This window comes from Acididesulfobacillus acetoxydans (assembly GCF_902729405.1).
GTDB classification, from domain to species: domain Bacteria; phylum Bacillota; class Desulfitobacteriia; order Desulfitobacteriales; family Desulfitobacteriaceae; genus Acididesulfobacillus; species Acididesulfobacillus acetoxydans.
The window spans coordinates 1081845-1097179 of the sequence record NZ_LR746496.1; the positions used below are offsets into that span (position 1 = coordinate 1081845).

At 57.2% G+C, this 15335-nt stretch carries 11 protein-coding genes and 1 riboswitch; of the genes, 8 read left to right on the plus strand and 3 right to left on the minus strand.

What is annotated here, in order from left to right; all coding sequences use genetic code 11:
• Nucleotides 1–113: 113 nt before the first annotated feature.
• From MNU25_RS04815 to MNU25_RS04830, 4 genes are all read left to right on the plus strand, one after another.
• Complete coding sequence (locus tag MNU25_RS04815; protein ID WP_240984028.1) at nt 114–896, plus strand: glycosyltransferase; 783 nt, start codon at nt 114–116, stop codon at nt 894–896.
• 60 nt (nt 897–956) lie between these two features.
• Nucleotides 957–1319 (plus strand): hypothetical protein, encoded by a 363-nt coding sequence (locus MNU25_RS04820; protein ID WP_240984029.1) that lies wholly within the window; start codon nt 957–959, stop codon nt 1317–1319.
• Nucleotides 1320–1388: 69 nt separating this feature from the next.
• On the plus strand, nt 1389–3653 hold the full coding sequence (locus tag MNU25_RS04825) for a collagen-like protein (protein ID WP_240984030.1): 2265 nt from the start codon (nt 1389–1391) through the stop codon (nt 3651–3653).
• Nucleotides 3654–3844: 191 nt separating this feature from the next.
• On the plus strand, nt 3845–5005 hold the full coding sequence (locus MNU25_RS04830; protein WP_240984031.1) for a glycosyltransferase: 1161 nt from the start codon (nt 3845–3847) through the stop codon (nt 5003–5005).
• A 209-nt stretch (nt 5006–5214) separates the two neighbouring features.
• On the opposite strand, the gene MNU25_RS04835 is transcribed toward MNU25_RS04830, so the two are convergent.
• The 3 genes from MNU25_RS04835 to MNU25_RS04845 form a co-directional block, all read right to left on the minus strand.
• A complete protein-coding gene (locus MNU25_RS04835; RefSeq protein WP_240984032.1) occupies nt 5215–6549 on the minus strand; it encodes a purine-cytosine permease family protein in 1335 nt (444 codons plus the stop codon).
• 134 nt (nt 6550–6683) lie between these two features.
• A riboswitch (cobalamin riboswitch) is annotated at nt 6684–6861 on the minus strand.
• Nucleotides 6862–7026: 165 nt separating this feature from the next.
• The gene (trpS, locus tag MNU25_RS04840; RefSeq protein WP_240984033.1) at nt 7027–8001 is read right to left on the minus strand and encodes a tryptophan--tRNA ligase; all 975 of its coding nucleotides are present in this window, start codon (nt 7999–8001) and stop codon (nt 7027–7029) included.
• 591 nt (nt 8002–8592) lie between these two features.
• Nucleotides 8593–9708 (minus strand): CAP domain-containing protein, encoded by a 1116-nt coding sequence (locus tag MNU25_RS04845; RefSeq protein WP_240984034.1) that lies wholly within the window; start codon nt 9706–9708, stop codon nt 8593–8595.
• A gap of 478 nt (nt 9709–10186) precedes the next feature.
• Between MNU25_RS04845 and MNU25_RS04850 the strand changes: the two genes are divergently transcribed.
• The 4 genes from MNU25_RS04850 to MNU25_RS04865 all read left to right on the plus strand — a co-directional run bounded on the left by MNU25_RS04850 (nt 10187) and on the right by MNU25_RS04865 (nt 15306).
• Nucleotides 10187–11368 (plus strand): DUF362 domain-containing protein, encoded by a 1182-nt coding sequence (locus MNU25_RS04850; protein ID WP_240984035.1) that lies wholly within the window; start codon nt 10187–10189, stop codon nt 11366–11368.
• 168 nt (nt 11369–11536) lie between these two features.
• Complete coding sequence (gene cdaA, locus MNU25_RS04855; RefSeq protein WP_240984036.1) at nt 11537–12352, plus strand: diadenylate cyclase CdaA; 816 nt, start codon at nt 11537–11539, stop codon at nt 12350–12352.
• An 8-nt stretch (nt 12353–12360) separates the two neighbouring features.
• Nucleotides 12361–13581, plus strand: coding sequence for a CdaR family protein (locus MNU25_RS04860; protein WP_240984037.1), 1221 nt, complete (start codon nt 12361–12363; stop codon nt 13579–13581).
• Nucleotides 13582–13704: 123 nt separating this feature from the next.
• Complete coding sequence (locus MNU25_RS04865; RefSeq protein WP_240984038.1) at nt 13705–15306, plus strand: NAD(P)/FAD-dependent oxidoreductase; 1602 nt, start codon at nt 13705–13707, stop codon at nt 15304–15306.
• The last annotated feature ends 29 nt before the right edge of the window (nt 15307–15335 follow it).

Here is a 15335-nt window from a genome sequence, read left to right on the forward strand (position 1 = left end):
CCGTTCGCTTCGTCGCTGGTACCAGAACTTAAGCCGCGGAAGCCGGGGCATCACGTTTTCTATTGGGTTACCGGCGTCTGGTTATTAGAGCGTGAATACGGAGGGAAAAACGCATGTTGCATAAAATCTCACTTATCATTACGACTTTTCAGAGGGTCAACCTCTTAAAATGGGGGTTGTATTCGTTGTCGCGCCAGGATATTCCCTGGGAGTATGAGACTCTTGTTATAAACGATGGGGTTGAGGACGAGTCAGAAGAAGTCTGCAAGCAATATCAAAGCAAACTGCATTTGAAGTATATTTTTTCGGGACAAAGGAATCTGGAAGGGCATCCGGTTTGGCGGGTGCCCGGTTTTGCCATCAATATTGGCGTCCGGCGCGCTTCCGGGGACATCTTGATTTTGTCCTGCGCGGAGATGCTGCATCTGAATGATACCGTCGCGCGCCTGGGCGTGTTGGTGCTGGATAACCCCAAATCCTTGGGGATTCCTTTGGGCAAGGACGACCGGGACGGTGCGTTTCTGAATGAGATTGAGCGGACTCACGGGGTTTTTGATCTGAATACGCTTAACCGCTGCGCGGACTTGGATACGCGAATGCCTTTTTTGATGGCGCTTCAACGTGCCCAGTTTGAGGCCATAGGGGGATATGACGAGGACTTTACGGGTGTAGCGTATGACGACCGGGATTTTGTCGACAGGCTTCTCAGAAACGGCTGTGTTCACCAAAAAACTGATGCCTTGGCCCTTCACCTGTACCATCCAAGGGCCGACGGCTACTATGACCAGGGCGGGCCCAAGGCCTGGGATTACAATAAAAACCTGTTTTTTTCCCGCATGGGCAGCATCGTCCGCAATCAAGGGAGAGAATGGGGCCGCTTGGACCCTGGGCAGTAACATTTTGTGTACAGGCTCCGTAGTATGTACTACCGCAGCTTGAGAGGGGGGATGAGAAGAATGGCATCTTTAGGATTGACGACCGGTATGATAGACAATTCAGCGGTTGCCGGGGTCAGACCCACCTCGACTCTGGTGGTGAGAATTGCTAACGACGGCACTGCAACTTCCGCCGTTCAGGTCAACGGGTATTACCAAAGCGGCGGGGGTAAAGTGCAATATGTCGCGGAGCTTCTCACTTTAGGTACAGGGAGCGTTGTGAGACGCGATTATCACGCACAGTTTGACGGGTTCGAGTTTCAGTTTTTGCTGAGTTCTCCCACGATGGAGCCTTCCGTCTGGGGGAAGGATGCCCAGGGGAATCTCGTTACGGCTCACAGGCTTGTGACCAAAGAGATAGCCGTTTTAGGGGAAAACGGTTAAGCCGGGCTAACTAATCAGGGCGAGATGGGTATGGGGACTATTCCGCGATTTGATCATGGAGGTGGAGGAATGGCTTCGCTCACAACAGGGTTGATAGAGAATACACCGGTTTCAGGGGTGAGACCGTCGGTGACCCTGGCGGTTAAGGCAACCAATGATGACACGGTCGCGGCTTCAATGACGATCAGCGGTTTCCATGTCAGCGGTGGCGTCAAGACTCAATATGTGGACGAGTTAGTGGCTATGCAGCCGGGAGATGTCGTTGTTAGAAGTTATTACGCGCAGTTTGATGCTTTTGAATTCCAGTTCGTAACGAGTTCGCCCGCAGTGGAAATATCGGCTTGGGGTAAGGATGCCGCCGGAAATTTAGTGGCGGCCCAACGGCTGGTCTCAGAAGAACTGAAGTCACTGATTCCGCCCGGCATCGGGCCGACCGGAGCCACAGGAGCCACGGGAGCCACGGGTGCCACAGGAGCCACGGGAGCCACAGGTGCCACAGGAGCCACGGGTGCGACAGGCGCCACAGGGGCTACGGGTGCGACCGGCGCTACCGGAGCCACGGGTGCCGCCGGTGCCACGGGAGCTACAGGAGCCACGGGTGCTGACGGTGCCACAGGAGCCACGGGTGCGACAGGCGCCACAGGGGCTACGGGTGCGACCGGCGCTACCGGAGCCACGGGTGCCGCCGGTGCCACGGGAGCTACAGGAGCCACGGGTGCTGACGGTGCCACAGGAGCCACGGGTGCGACAGGCGCCACAGGGGCTACGGGTGCGACCGGCGCTACAGGAGCCACGGGTGCCGCCGGTGCCACGGGAGCTACAGGAGCCACGGGTGCTGACGGTGCCACAGGAGCCACGGGTGCGACAGGCGCCACAGGGGCTACGGGTGCGACCGGCGCTACAGGAGCCACGGGTGCCGCCGGTGCCACGGGAGCTACAGGAGCCACGGGTGCTGACGGTGCCACAGGAGCGACCGGTGCCACAGGTGCTACCGGAGCCACGGGAGCGACCGGCGCCACGGGTGCCACGGGTGGCACGGGAGCAACAGGCGTCACGGGAGCTACGGGAGCCACGGGTGCCACGGGTGCTGACGGTGCCACAGGAGCCACCGGGGCTACAGGTGCGACAGGCGCTACCGGTGCCACAGGTGCTACGGGTGCGACCGGCGCCACAGGAGCCACAGGGGCTGCAGGAGCTACGGGTGCCACAGGCGCCACGGGAGCTACGGGTGCCACAGGAGCCACGGGTGCAACAGGCGCTGCGGGTGCGACCGGCGCCACAGGTGCCACGGGAGCCACAGGGGCTGCAGGAGCCACGGGTGCAACAGGCGCCACGGGAGCTACGGGTGCCACAGGAGCCACGGGTGCAACAGGCGCTGCGGGTGCGACCGGCGCCACAGGGGCAACAGGTGCTACGGGAGCCACGGGTGTGACCGGAGCTACGGGTGCCACGGGAGCCACAGGGGCTGCAGGAGCCACGGGTGCAACAGGCGCCACGGGAGCTACAGGTGCTACGGGAGCCACGGGTGTGACCGGAGCCACGGGTGCCACGGGAGCCACAGGGGCTGCAGGAGCCACGGGTGCAACAGGCGCCACGGGAGCTACGGGTGCCACAGGAGCCACGGGTGTGACCGGAGCCACGGGTGCCACGGGAGCCACAGGGGCTGCAGGAGCCACGGGTGCAACAGGCGCCACGGGAGCCACGGGTGCCACGGGAGCCACAGGGGCTGCAGGAGCCACGGGTGCAACAGGCGCCACGGGAGCTACGGGTGCCACAGGAGCCACGGGTGCAACAGGCGCTGCGGGTGCGACCGGCGCCACAGGAGCAACAGGTGCCACGGGAGCCACGGGTGTGACCGGCGCTACCGGGGCCACAGGCGCCACGGGTGCGACCGGAGCCACAGGTGCCACAGGTGCTACCGGCGCCGGCTTGTCCGCCTACGGGTATGTCTATGAATTGGCGACCACTACGGCCGCCGCCGGAATCACAGGCGGATCGGATGTGCCCTTCAGCAACAACGGTCCGTTGACGAATATCAGCCACACAGCGGGTACCACCTCGGTAACGGTAACGACCGCCGGGACCTACCAGATTGACTACACTGTCAGTATAACAGCCGGCCTGGGTGCGGGTATTGCGATCGCCGTGAACGGAACGGTTGACTCATCCACCCCGGTTACGGCTTTGGTCGGGACCGGTCAGCTTACGGGTCAGGCTATGCTGACACTTGCAGCCGGTGATGTCGTGACCCTGAGGAACAATTCCGCCGTTGGACTCACTTTGGCCCTCGCCCCCAATGTCGGGGCGCAGCTGAATTTGATGAAACTGGCGTAGTCCAAAGAACCGGGAGGGCTTCCGAAATGCCCGGGGCCCTTCCTCCCCTAATTCCCGGATCCCCTTTTTTGCAATTTGCGGGGTGTTTCAAGCGGAACCTCGGCGATGCAAGATTTCCGCTCTCCAAGATTTTCGTTCTCAAACAATATTAAGTTAAAAGGTCCTTCCGAAGGGGAGAGGTGGGCAGAAACGTGGCAACTGAAATAACGCTCAGCCTGTGCCTGATCGTCCGCAATGAAGAAGAGACGTTGGGACACTGTCTGGACTCTATCCGGGACCTGGTGGACGAAATCATCCTGGTTGATACCGGTTCCACCGACCGGACCAAGGAAATCGGGCAAAAATATACTGACAAGATTTTTGACTTCGCCTGGGTTGACGATTTTGCGCAGGCACGGAATTTTTCTTTCAGCCAAGCGACGCAGGACTATATTTTGTGGCTGGATGCCGACGACATCCTGGCGGCGCCTGACCGCGAGAAGTTCGCCGTCTTAAAGAAGACTTTGGATCCGAGCACAGATGTCGTAAATATGCCTTATCTCTTGGCTTTCGACCAGTTCGGCCAGGTTAGCTTCAGCCTGCGCAGGAACAGGCTGGTGAAGCGGAGCAGGAACTTTCGTTGGGTGGGAGCGGTTCATGAGTACCTGGAGGTGGGCGGACGCATCCTCAACAGCGACATCTGCGTGACCCATAAAGGGAAGCCGGAACGTGACTCCGCCAGAAACCTGCGCATCTTTGAATCACGTTTAGCGAGAGGAGAAGAATTTTCTCCCCGCGATTTATATTACTATGCCAACGAACTCTACGAGCAAAAACTATTTAACCGCGCCGTCGAGTTCTACCAGAAATTTTTGGCCACGGACCAGGGATGGGTGGAAGACAGGATAGCCGCCTGCGGCAGGCTGGCCGACTGCTTTCAAAGTCTGAACGAGAAAGACAAAGCGCTGCAGTCTCTGTTTAAGTCTTTCGCTTACGACGTTCCCCGGGCGGAAGCCTGCTGCCGTCTCGGTCATCAGTTCCTGCAAACAGGCAATTATGCCCAGGCGGTTTTTTGGTACAAACTCGCCACTCAGCTCAAGGTGCCCGACGGCTGGGGGCCGCGGATCGAAGCCTGTTGGACTTGGCTGCCTCACCTTCAACTCTGCGTTTGCTATGATCGTTTAGGCCAATACGAACTGGCTTATGCTCATAATGAGATAGCGCGAACTTACCGGCCGGAAGATCCGCAAGTACTCCACAACAAAAAATACCTTGAGGGTGTGAGGCCTGACTCGGGGAAAATACCGCCGCTGCCCCCGTACGGCCCGGAGTTCGGAACCGGTGAAGATATCCTGACAAAAGAGCAGCGTTAGTCGCCGCGAGGACCGCGGTCAGCAATGAGTTTCAGCGCGAAATGGGAGGAAAAGCCGGCGTTATGAACACGCCGATATCCTCTCATTTGTTTCGCTGATTTCCAGCCGGAGGATGAACGTGCTGCCTAATCAGGTCACGGCGGAGCGTCAACTTATCGTCTTGCCTTTCTCGCTGCCTCATTACGGAATGGGCTGCACCGCAAACGGGTTTAACGCGTCTGTTGCGCGCTAACCGACTGCTTCCGGCTGAGCAAGCGCACGCCCAGAACAGAGGCGCAAAGGCTGACTAAATAACTGGCATCCGCATTGCCCAGGAGTCTCTGGGCCACGTATCCTGTGAAAAGCGGAGAGGACATAAAAGGAACGGAAAGAACCAAGGCGATGAAATAAAGAGTGAGTGCCTGCCGGGGACTAATCAGGGGCTGTCCGGAAAAAGGGCGGGATGAGAGAAAAATGCCGATCCAGGGTGTGATCCAATAAGAGAGAAGGAGCAAGAAGCTTTTGTAGATGTCGGAGAAAGAGCCGCTGCCGGAGACGATGAGAAGGATGCCCAAGCCGCCTGTGAGAAGAGCGGAAAGCCAGCGCTTGAGCGGAATCCCGGCAGCGAGAAGGGCTATGCCGCCGCTGTAGATGGCGAGAACGTTGACGGGAATGGTACTTACGGCGATGGTGAGCAAGGAGGGCAGGGTAAAGAGGCCCATGAGCTGGACGATCAGGCTGAGGGGTTGGGCCTGGGGATTCAGGCTGGTCACGGCTGCCCCCAGAACCTCCAACCAGAGGCCCGACAAGATGCTGCCGAAAAACGTGAGCAGGGCGATTTTACGACCGGAGGCGGAGGACGGAAGATAGCGGCTGTAGTCGGAGCCCACGGCGGCAAAAGCAATTTGATAGGCAAAAACCGCGGCCGCCACCAGAGCCAAAAGAGGCCAACGCTGGGCGGCTGTCAGTTGGGATGGCGCCAGGAGGTGGGCCAAGGAAAGTTGAGGGACGATTTTGATCGTCATCACGAGAAAGAAAAGTCCGAGGATGACGGTTGTCAGCTGAGCAAAACGGTGAATGAAATTGTAGCCGATGACGGCAACAAAGATTGTCAGAAATCCCAAGAGCAAAAGTCCCTCAAGGTAAGAAAGCCCCCAGACTTTTTGCAGAGCCAAGACACCCAGGACTATGTCGACTGCGAACCAACCGACATTGCTCAGCCAGGTGACGCTCCCGAAAATCTTAAGTCCGACCCGCCCGAATACTCGGCCGCTGGCCGCTATTTGCGGCAGGCCGTGCAGGGGTCCCTGACCGGAAGTGACGGCCAAAAAAACCGTGCCCAGAATATTGCCCGCAAGCATGGCCAAGACGGATTCGACAAAGGACAGGCCCAGAACAATACCCAAAGTGCCCGTGAACCAAGTGAGGATGTTGAGGTTGGCGGAAAACCAAAAAGTGAATACCTGACCGGATTTTCCGTGACGCTCCGGCAGGGGGATGGGCTCGATACCATAAGGCTCGACCGTTAATACTTTGTCCGTATAACCGGATTCGATGGTTGACATGCAAGCTCACTCCTATCTTTTGGCAGAATCGCAACATTAAGGCTGACAGCCGCAACGCAAAAAGTCCCCAGTCTTCCGGACTGGGGACTTTACCATAATCCCAAGTGGCACCTCCTTCCAAATACGGCGTTTGGGGAGTTTTGTTTTCACAGGCAGGTCTCCTGGCTCAAGCTCATCGCAATTTGCCCCTTCCCGCCCTGGCCGGCGGTGGTCTTGGCAAATGCTCGCCCTTTACAGTGGCGGGACCGCTCGGGACTTACACCCGATTCCCTATTCTCCTCAGACTGAGGCACCCGTGAAATTCAGACGGCATTTTTCAGTTAACAGCTTGGGTCCGCAGCAGAAATCCTTCTGTCCTGGGCCGGAAACCTATTGACTCAGACATAATCTTTCGAATTTCTGCAGTGAAGTCAACGCTTGATTCCATGCTAAGCGAGACAGGAGTGAATGTCAATAGTTTTTTCTGAGCCCTCAGGTTTATAGGTCATCATAATTTAAGCCGACATTGCGCCGTGCTTTCGAAACATATTCGGCCGCCACGCCCCGTACCTTTTCCGCTCCTTCTTTGAGCACTCCTACGACATAAGCTTTGTCGGTAGCCAGCTGCTCCCGCTTGCGGCGGTAAGGGGCGAAGAATTCCCAGATCACGCCGAACAGTTCTTTCTTAACGTCTCCATAGCGCAGTCCGGGGGTTTCAAACCTATCTTTCAGGTTCTCCCGCTCCTTTTTGTCCAAGAACAGGGAATAGATTTCGAACAAAGGATTTCCGGCGGTGGGTTTGGGTTGTTCCACCGGAGTGGAGTCGGTTTTGATGGATATAATCCGCTGGCGCAAGGTTTTTTCCTCAGCGAAGATTTCCAGACTGTTGCCGTAAGACTTGGACATTTTCTGTCCGTCAATACCCGGAATCGTGGCGATTTCCTCTTCAATGTCCGCCTCGGGAATGACAAAGGTCTCCCCATACATACTGTTGAAACGGATGGCAATATCGCGGGCCACTTCAACATGCTGTTTCTGGTCTTTGCCGACCGGTACCCGATTCGAGCCGCAAATCAGGATATCGGCGGCCATAAGCACCGGATAGGCAAAAAGCCCGTGCGAAGGGGTTATGCCTTTGGACACTTTATCTTTATAGGCATGACAGCGCTCCAACAGTCCCATTCCCGTGGCGTTGGAGAGGAGCCAAGTAAGTTCTTGCACTTCGGGCAGGTCTGACTGAACCCAGAAATAGGATTTTTGCGGGTCGAGTCCCAGGGCCAGAAAATCTATCGCGGCCTCCAGGGTTTTCGTCCGCAGAAGTTGGGGATCAGTCACGGTTGTCAAAGCATGGTAATTGACGATAAAGGCGAAGAGCTCACTCTTCTCTTGGTACTCGATCATGCGTTTCATCATGCCAAAATAATTGCCCAGATGAAGGTTGCCGGACGGTTGGATACCGGATAAAACCCGCAATGAAAAGCCCTCCTCACATTTGCCGGCTGCCTGGAAGGTTTTGCGGCCGGATGCGGGAAGTGATCCGGCTCGAAAACTTAGAGACAGCTATTTCCGTTTGTTCAGCTAAATATATCCTCTATTGTATGTCTAAGGGAGGATTCCGTCAAATTTGCCTGCGCCGGTTTGCTGCCACTTGCGGGGGCCTGATTGGACAGGCGCGGCAGGGCCGGCCAGGCGCCGCCTTGGCGGGACCGGAAGGGCAAAAAAAGGATGAGACCAACGCTGATATGCGGCAGTTTCATCCGGGGAAGTCTATGGCCGAACCGAAGCGAGTTCATCAAGGGGAGTCTGATCCGGGGCCAAAGCAAGGTCTGATTGGGAAAAGCCGCGGGTCAGGTCCAAGCGGGGTTCCGGTCCGGCAGCCTTGGCCGGCCTGAGGCCGCTGTTCTCCGGGAGAGTTCTGCGGAGGGTCGGAGACCTACGAACCGGGGCAGGAGAAGACACTGAACCTATGGAGTCCGGGTCAGAGACTCCGTTGTTCTGAGGGACATCCCCGCTGTCGTTTTCCACTGGGTTCCCCGAATTCCAGTCCGGGTCTCGGTGTTGGCGTTATTCTTGCAAAAATTCTTGGACATAGATATTATACGGGCTCCCGTAAGCGATGCCGACTCCTATATTCGTGAACTTAGGGTCGAGGATATTGGCACGGTGGCCCGGGCTGGCCATCCAGGCGGCCATGGCTCCGGCAGCCGTGTCATTTCCGGCAATGTTTTCCCCCGCCCAAGTTACCGTGAGACCGGCCTTTTGCATCATAGCCCAAGGGCTCCCGTAGGTGGGAGAAGTGTGGCCGAAATAATGGTTCTTTTCCATATCCGAGGCTTTGGCCTGAGCCACACCCACCAAACGCAAGTCCACCTGAAGGGGTTTTAGGCCGGCGGCCGCCCTCTCTTGGTTCACCCTATCCACGATGCTTTGCTCGTCGGGGGTCAGGGATGTTGCGGGAGCAAGCGTAGGAGCAGTCGAACCCGGAACGGAATTTGCACCGGCAGGAGGGGCAGGCTCCGTTTGCTGCCCGGTGGGAGGCGCCGGCGGGAGAGAAACGACCGAACCACCCGAGGAATAAGGAGCCGGCGGGAGAGAAACGACTGAGCCACCCGAGGAATAGGGAGCCGGCGGGAGGGAAACGACTGAGCCACCCGAGGAATAGGGCGCCGGCGGGGGAGAAACGACCGAACCACCCGAGGAATAAGGAGCCGGCGGGAGAGAAACGACTGAGTCACCCGAGGAATAGGGAGCCGGCGGGAGAGAAACGACCGAACCACCCGAGGAATAGGGAGCCTGTGAGAGGGAGACAGTCGATCCTCCTCCGGAAGAATCAGATGTCGGGGTTACGGATGCCGCAGAACCCCCCGAAGGGTTGAAGCCGAGAGAGGGGCCTGCAGCCGTACCCGAACCCGTTTCACCTATGTAAGCACCTGTGGATGAAGGAGTAACGGGAGTCTGGCCGCTATCCGCCGGCAAGTCCGGGGTGAGGCCGGCGCCATACGAGACCACCCGGTAAGAAGGGGTACCGGAAGAGCCGGGATAGAAGCGAAGGCTGACGATTGAACCCGGAGTGTCTGCCGGTGCGCCGTAATTGACGGCGGCTTGGGCCGGAAGAGCGGTGAGCAGGCCTAAAGCCAGGGTCTGCGCAGCGATGAGAAATGCGTAGGTATTCTTTTTCATCGTTCGTTTAACCTCTTTCCTTTCTACATTCCGGTTGCTAAAGGGCCGGGCCCCGGAAGTCGCCGGGCATGGCCCCAGAGACAACTTCAGTATAACATTAAGGATGTCTGACAAGAAAGCGGTAAAATATGACATGAGGTGTGGTGAAGAATCATGACATGAGGGGCGATGACAATATTTCGATGACAACATAAGCGATGAGCTGTGATGACAATATCTCAAGGTACGATTTTCCGACGCACAGGTACTGAAGATTTCCCTCTGCGGAGGAAACGAAGTATAATAGAAACAGTTCCCGTAAAAGGCGCGCATGGCGGCTGCCGGCAAATGTACGGCCACCGGCAGATGGATATGAAACCGGTTGTAGTGATATACTTTTTGACTGATGGGTTTGACCGGCTTGACCCATGGGCTTGGCCGCGACTTCCGGGTAAGGAAAAAACCGGGGTGAGGATTCGGCGGAAGGGGTTGGCGGCGAATGGCGGCAACGGTGGTTCTGAAATACTGCCCGGAATACACTGCCGATGTGGAGAGCACTCTGCGTGCGGGGCTGGAGGAAATGGGCGGTATGTCCCGGTTTGTCCGGCCGGGTCAGCGGGTATTCCTTAAAGTCAACCTTCTGATGAAAAAGCGTCCGGAGGAGGCGGTTACGACCCATCCCAGCGTGGTGGAAGCTGTGGTGCGTTTGGTCCGGGAGGCCCAGGGCGTTCCGGTTATCGGGGACAGTCCGGGCGGGCCTTACACAGTGACCGCTTTGAGGGCGGTCTATGCCCGGACCGGGCTGAAAGAAGTTTCTGAGCGGACCGAAGCGACTTTGAACGAAGATGTCGGGCAGGTTACGGTATCCCACCCCGGCGGGAAAATCGTGAGAAGCCTGGTTTTGACCCGGAGCGTCGCAGAGGCGGACGTTGTCATAACCCTGTCGAAACTCAAGACGCACGCCATGATGACTTTTACCGGCGCGGTAAAAATCCTGTTCGGGGCGATTCCCGGGTTGCTGAAGGCTGAGTATCACGTCAGGATGCCGGCAACTAAGGATTTTGCCAACCTTTTGGTCGACATTACAACCTGCGTTAAACCGGCTCTGAGCATCATGGACGGGGTGGTGGCCATGGAAGGAGAGGGGCCTTCTGCCGGGCGGCCCCGGAACCTGGGTGCCTTGCTCCTCAGTGAGGATCCCTTTGCCTTGGATGTGGTGGCAACCGGCCTCATCGGCCTCAAACCAGAAAAGGTGCCCACAATTATGGCCGCCCGTGAGCGGGGGTTGGTGAGCAGAATGGATCAGGTGACCCTAAAGGGGGATGACCGTTCTCTCTGGCGGATTCAGGATTTCGTCGTTCCCCAGGCGGTGGGGGTCAACTTCTTAGACGGGGCGCCCCTGCCCGCGTTCCTGCGCAGCTTCATTCTCAACCGGGTGCGGCCGCGTCCGAGCTTCAAGCACGAACTCTGCAAGGGCTGCGGGGACTGTGTCAACAACTGCCCAGCCAAAGCTTTGACGATGAATGAAGCGGGGTGTCCTCTAGTCGACCTGGACGTCTGTATCCGCTGTTTTTGCTGTCAGGAGCTTTGCCCGCAAAAAGCGGTGGAAATCGTGCGCCCTCTGTTGGCGAGAAGGTTGCTGAAGGGAACATCTTATCTTGGCAACTCGGACAGACTATAGAATACTGGGAACCACTCCCACTTGCAGAAGCGGGAGTCTCGCGAGTGGATTTTAAACCAAAAAATTACGGGACAAGCAAGGGTTTTGCGGCCCGATGTAGAATTCAGAAGGCGAGGGGCAAGTGGAAAACACGGTTCGGATGAACATCAGGGCGAAGGAGGGAAGGACTTGGCCCACGTTTTAGCCCAGTTCCGCAACATTGATTGGCGCAGTATCATAGATATATTAGTTGTGGCCACCGTTCTCTACCAGTTTTTGATGCTCATCAAGGGCACGCGGGCGGTGCAGTTGATCAAAGGCTTGGCTGTCCTCTTGGTTGTTTCCTATTTGGCCGAGCAGTTAGGGCTCACAACGATCAGCTGGATTCTGAGCCAGGTTTGGAAAATGCTTTTTGTCGCCCTGCCGGTGGTTTTCCAGCCCGAATTGCGTCGGGCTTTGGAGCAGCTGGGGCGCGGCAAGTTCTTTACCCGTCATCCCCTGGCCTTGGGAAATGAGGCACTCGAGATGGTGATCGAGGAAATGGTCCGTTGCACGCAGGTCCTGTCCAAGAACAGGATCGGTGCCCTGGTGGTGATTGAGCGGGAAACAGGGGTTCAGGATTACGTCGAAACCGGAATTAAGATTGACGGGGTGGTTTCTTCCGAATTCCTGGTGAACATCTTCATTCCCAACACTCCTTTGCACGACGGGGCTGTCATAGTGCGAGCGGACCGGGTCGCGGCCGCCGGCTGTTTCCTCCCTTTGTCGGAAAATCCCAATATCCAGAAGGAACTGGGGACCCGTCACCGGGCGGCTTTGGGGTTATCCGAAGTGTCAGATGCCGTGATCGTGGTGGTGTCTGAAGAAACAGGTGCTATTTCCGTCGCTATTGACGGTGGTTTAACCCGTTTCCTGGATGATAAGTCCTTACGGGATCTTTTGCAGCGGGAACTTCAAGTGCACAAGAGTTCTTCTCCCATTCCATTTTGGCGAGGTGCTAAGTGATGCGGGAAATGTTCAAACGCAACTTGGGCTATAAGATTGTCTCGCTCATCTTGGCTGTGCTTTTCTGGCTCTGGGTGAACAACCAGACTTCCGTGCAGGGTATCTACGGGGACCAAACTTTGACGATTCCTCTGGTGCTGCGCAATCAACCTTCTAACATTATGGTAATGACCAAACTTCCCGAGATTCACGTCCGTCTGAAGGGGACCAATCCCAATATCAATGTGAAAGACCTTTTTGCTTATATCGATTTAGCCGGGAGCGCCCCCGGAAAACACAATTTCGACGTGCGAATGGATCCCCAGCCTCAGATTAGGATATTGGATCTGGAACCGTCAACTGTGACGCTGCAACTGGATTCAGTTCAGGAGAAGGTCTTGCCGGTTCAGGTCGATCTGACAGGAGCACCCGCGGAAGGCTACCAGGCCGGCCAGCCGGTGGTCAAGCCGGTGTCGGTCAATGTCCGCGGTCCCGGAACCATTCTTAGCGAGTTAAACAAAGCGCTTGTCGAGGTGAGTTTGACCGGGAAGAAAGATACGGTTGTAACCTCAAGCCCCGTTCTCTTCAGGGATAAGAAAGGGAATCCGGTTTACGGGCCTGACCCCAGTGTTGAAGTGTTGAGCGCTTCACCGAGCAGTGTCGATGTTGTCGTTCCTATTCAACCGCAGGGATTGGACAGTAAAGATATCCCAATCCACGCGCTGGCTCAGGGTTCGCCCGGAGGGGGGATGATCCTGGGGTCTGTGGTTTCCATCCCGGGAGATGTTCAGGTATTCGGCACCGCAGAGGCCCTTAGGGGTTTTGATGCTTTGAAAGTGGGGCCGGTCGACGTAAGTGGATTGACAGCCGACAAATCTTTCCCCATCCCTTCAGACAAGATAACTTTGCCCCAGGGAGTCAGCTTCGCGGCGCCTACGACCTTTAATGTACTGGCTCAAATACTGCCCGGACCGGTCGAAAAGACAGTCTCAAACGTTGTGGTGAGGGTGAGAAATTTGTCGGCGGGGGTGGAGCAAGCTCAAGCCATCCCTCCGATTTCCGTCACGCTGAAAGGCTTGCCCGACGCTCTGAAGAATGCCACCGCTGCACAGATCCAACTCTGGGTTGATGCCGGCGGGCTCGCTCCGGGAAATTATCCGGGTACTCGTGTTTATTGGCAACTTCCGCCCGGAGTGGAGATGGTGGGGACTCCTAAGGTTACGTTGAGTTTAAAGGCCCATGCGTCATAAGTCGGACCGTCAAAGAAGTATTGCCGCGGGTGCACGGCCGGGGCTAATGGGGACACAAGGAAGGCCTTTCCCGGTCCATAAGTGCGGAGTTCCTCGCGCAGCACTGGTTGAGGAGTTTTTTCAGTGGATCTTATTTGGACCAATTTACGCATCCCTGTCGAAGAGGGAGAAAATGTACGCCCCCAAACCATCGCGCATAAATTGAAGATTCCCTTGGAGGCCTTGGCGGGGATCAGGGTGATTCGCCGTTCGCTGGACGCGCGCAAGAAGCCGGATCTGTTTTTTGTTTACACGCTGCAGTTTTCCCTGAACGTGCGTGAAAGGGAGGTCCGGCGGTTGCTGGCCCGAGTCCCGGAGATTCGGGAGGTTCCGGCAGCGGAGCCCCTTCTTCCTGTTAACCCGGCGGAGAAATTGAGCCATCGCCCGGTCGTGGTGGGGACGGGTCCGGCCGGGTATTTTGCGGCGCTCGCTTTGGCTCAGGCGGGCTACCGGCCGCTGGTCTTGGAACGCGGCGATTCGGTGGAGCTTCGTTCGGCAAAGGTACGGGAGTTGTGGACTAAGGGGCGGCTGGATCCGGAATGCAATGTTCAGTTCGGGGAAGGGGGCGCCGGTACTTTTTCAGACGGAAAACTGACCACGCGGATTCATGATCGCAGGATTCACGAGGTTTTGGGGATTTTTGTCCGAAACGGCGCTCCGGAAGAGATCCGCTTTTTGGCAAAACCCCACGTGGGGACGGATATCCTAAAAAACGTCGTGCGGCGGCTGCGGGAGGAAATAATTGGACTCGGCGGTGAGGTGCGCTTCCGCTCCCGCTTGAGCGGTTTACACTTGGCAAATGGCCGGGTTCAGGGTATTATGATAAATGAGCGGGAAGAGATACCGGCCGAGGCGGTTATTCTGGCCGTCGGTCACAGTGCCCGCGACGTCTATCGTCTTCTTTACCAAGAGGGTTTGACCCTTGAACCCAAAGCGTTTGCAGTGGGACTCAGGGCCGAGCACCCGCAGAGATTAATCAACCTTATGCAATACGGCACGGAGGAGCACCCTTTGCTCGGTCCGGCTGACTACCAGCTGACTTTTCAGGATGGGGCGACGGGACGCGGTGCCTATGCTTTTTGCATGTGTCCCGGCGGTAAAGTCGTGGCGGCCGCGTCGGAAGCGGGAGGAGTCGTCACAAACGGGATGAGTGAGTACCGGAGGGATACCGGCAGGGCCAACAGCGCTATCGTGGTCACGGTTGGAACTGAGGATTTTGCCTCCGCACACCCGCTGGCGGGCATTGAGTTTCAACGCTATTGGGAAAAAGAGGCCTTTCTGCTGGCCGGAGGGGACTACCGGGCTCCGGCCCAAAGACTTGTGGATTTTTTGCACAGAAGAGTATCGGATAGTTTTGAACTGGCCCCAAGTTATGAGCCGGGGATTGTCGCCTGCGACCTGCATAAAGTTTTGCCCCGGGATGTCGGAGAGGTTCTGGAACGCGCGTTTCTGGCTTTCGAGGCGAAAATGCCGGGCTTCGTCGGGGCTTCGGCCACTCTGACCGGGGTGGAAACCCGGACCAGTTCCCCGGTGCGCATTGTGCGTGACGAGCGGGGCGAAGCGCTCAACCTCTCGGGGCTCTACCCGGCGGGAGAAGGCGCCGGTTATGCCGGTGGCATTATGAGTGCAGCGGTGGACGGGCTGAGAGCCGCGGAACGCGTGCAGGCACGGTTTAAGCCCGCTTGAGATTGCCCCGGGTCACTTTGTGACCTAAG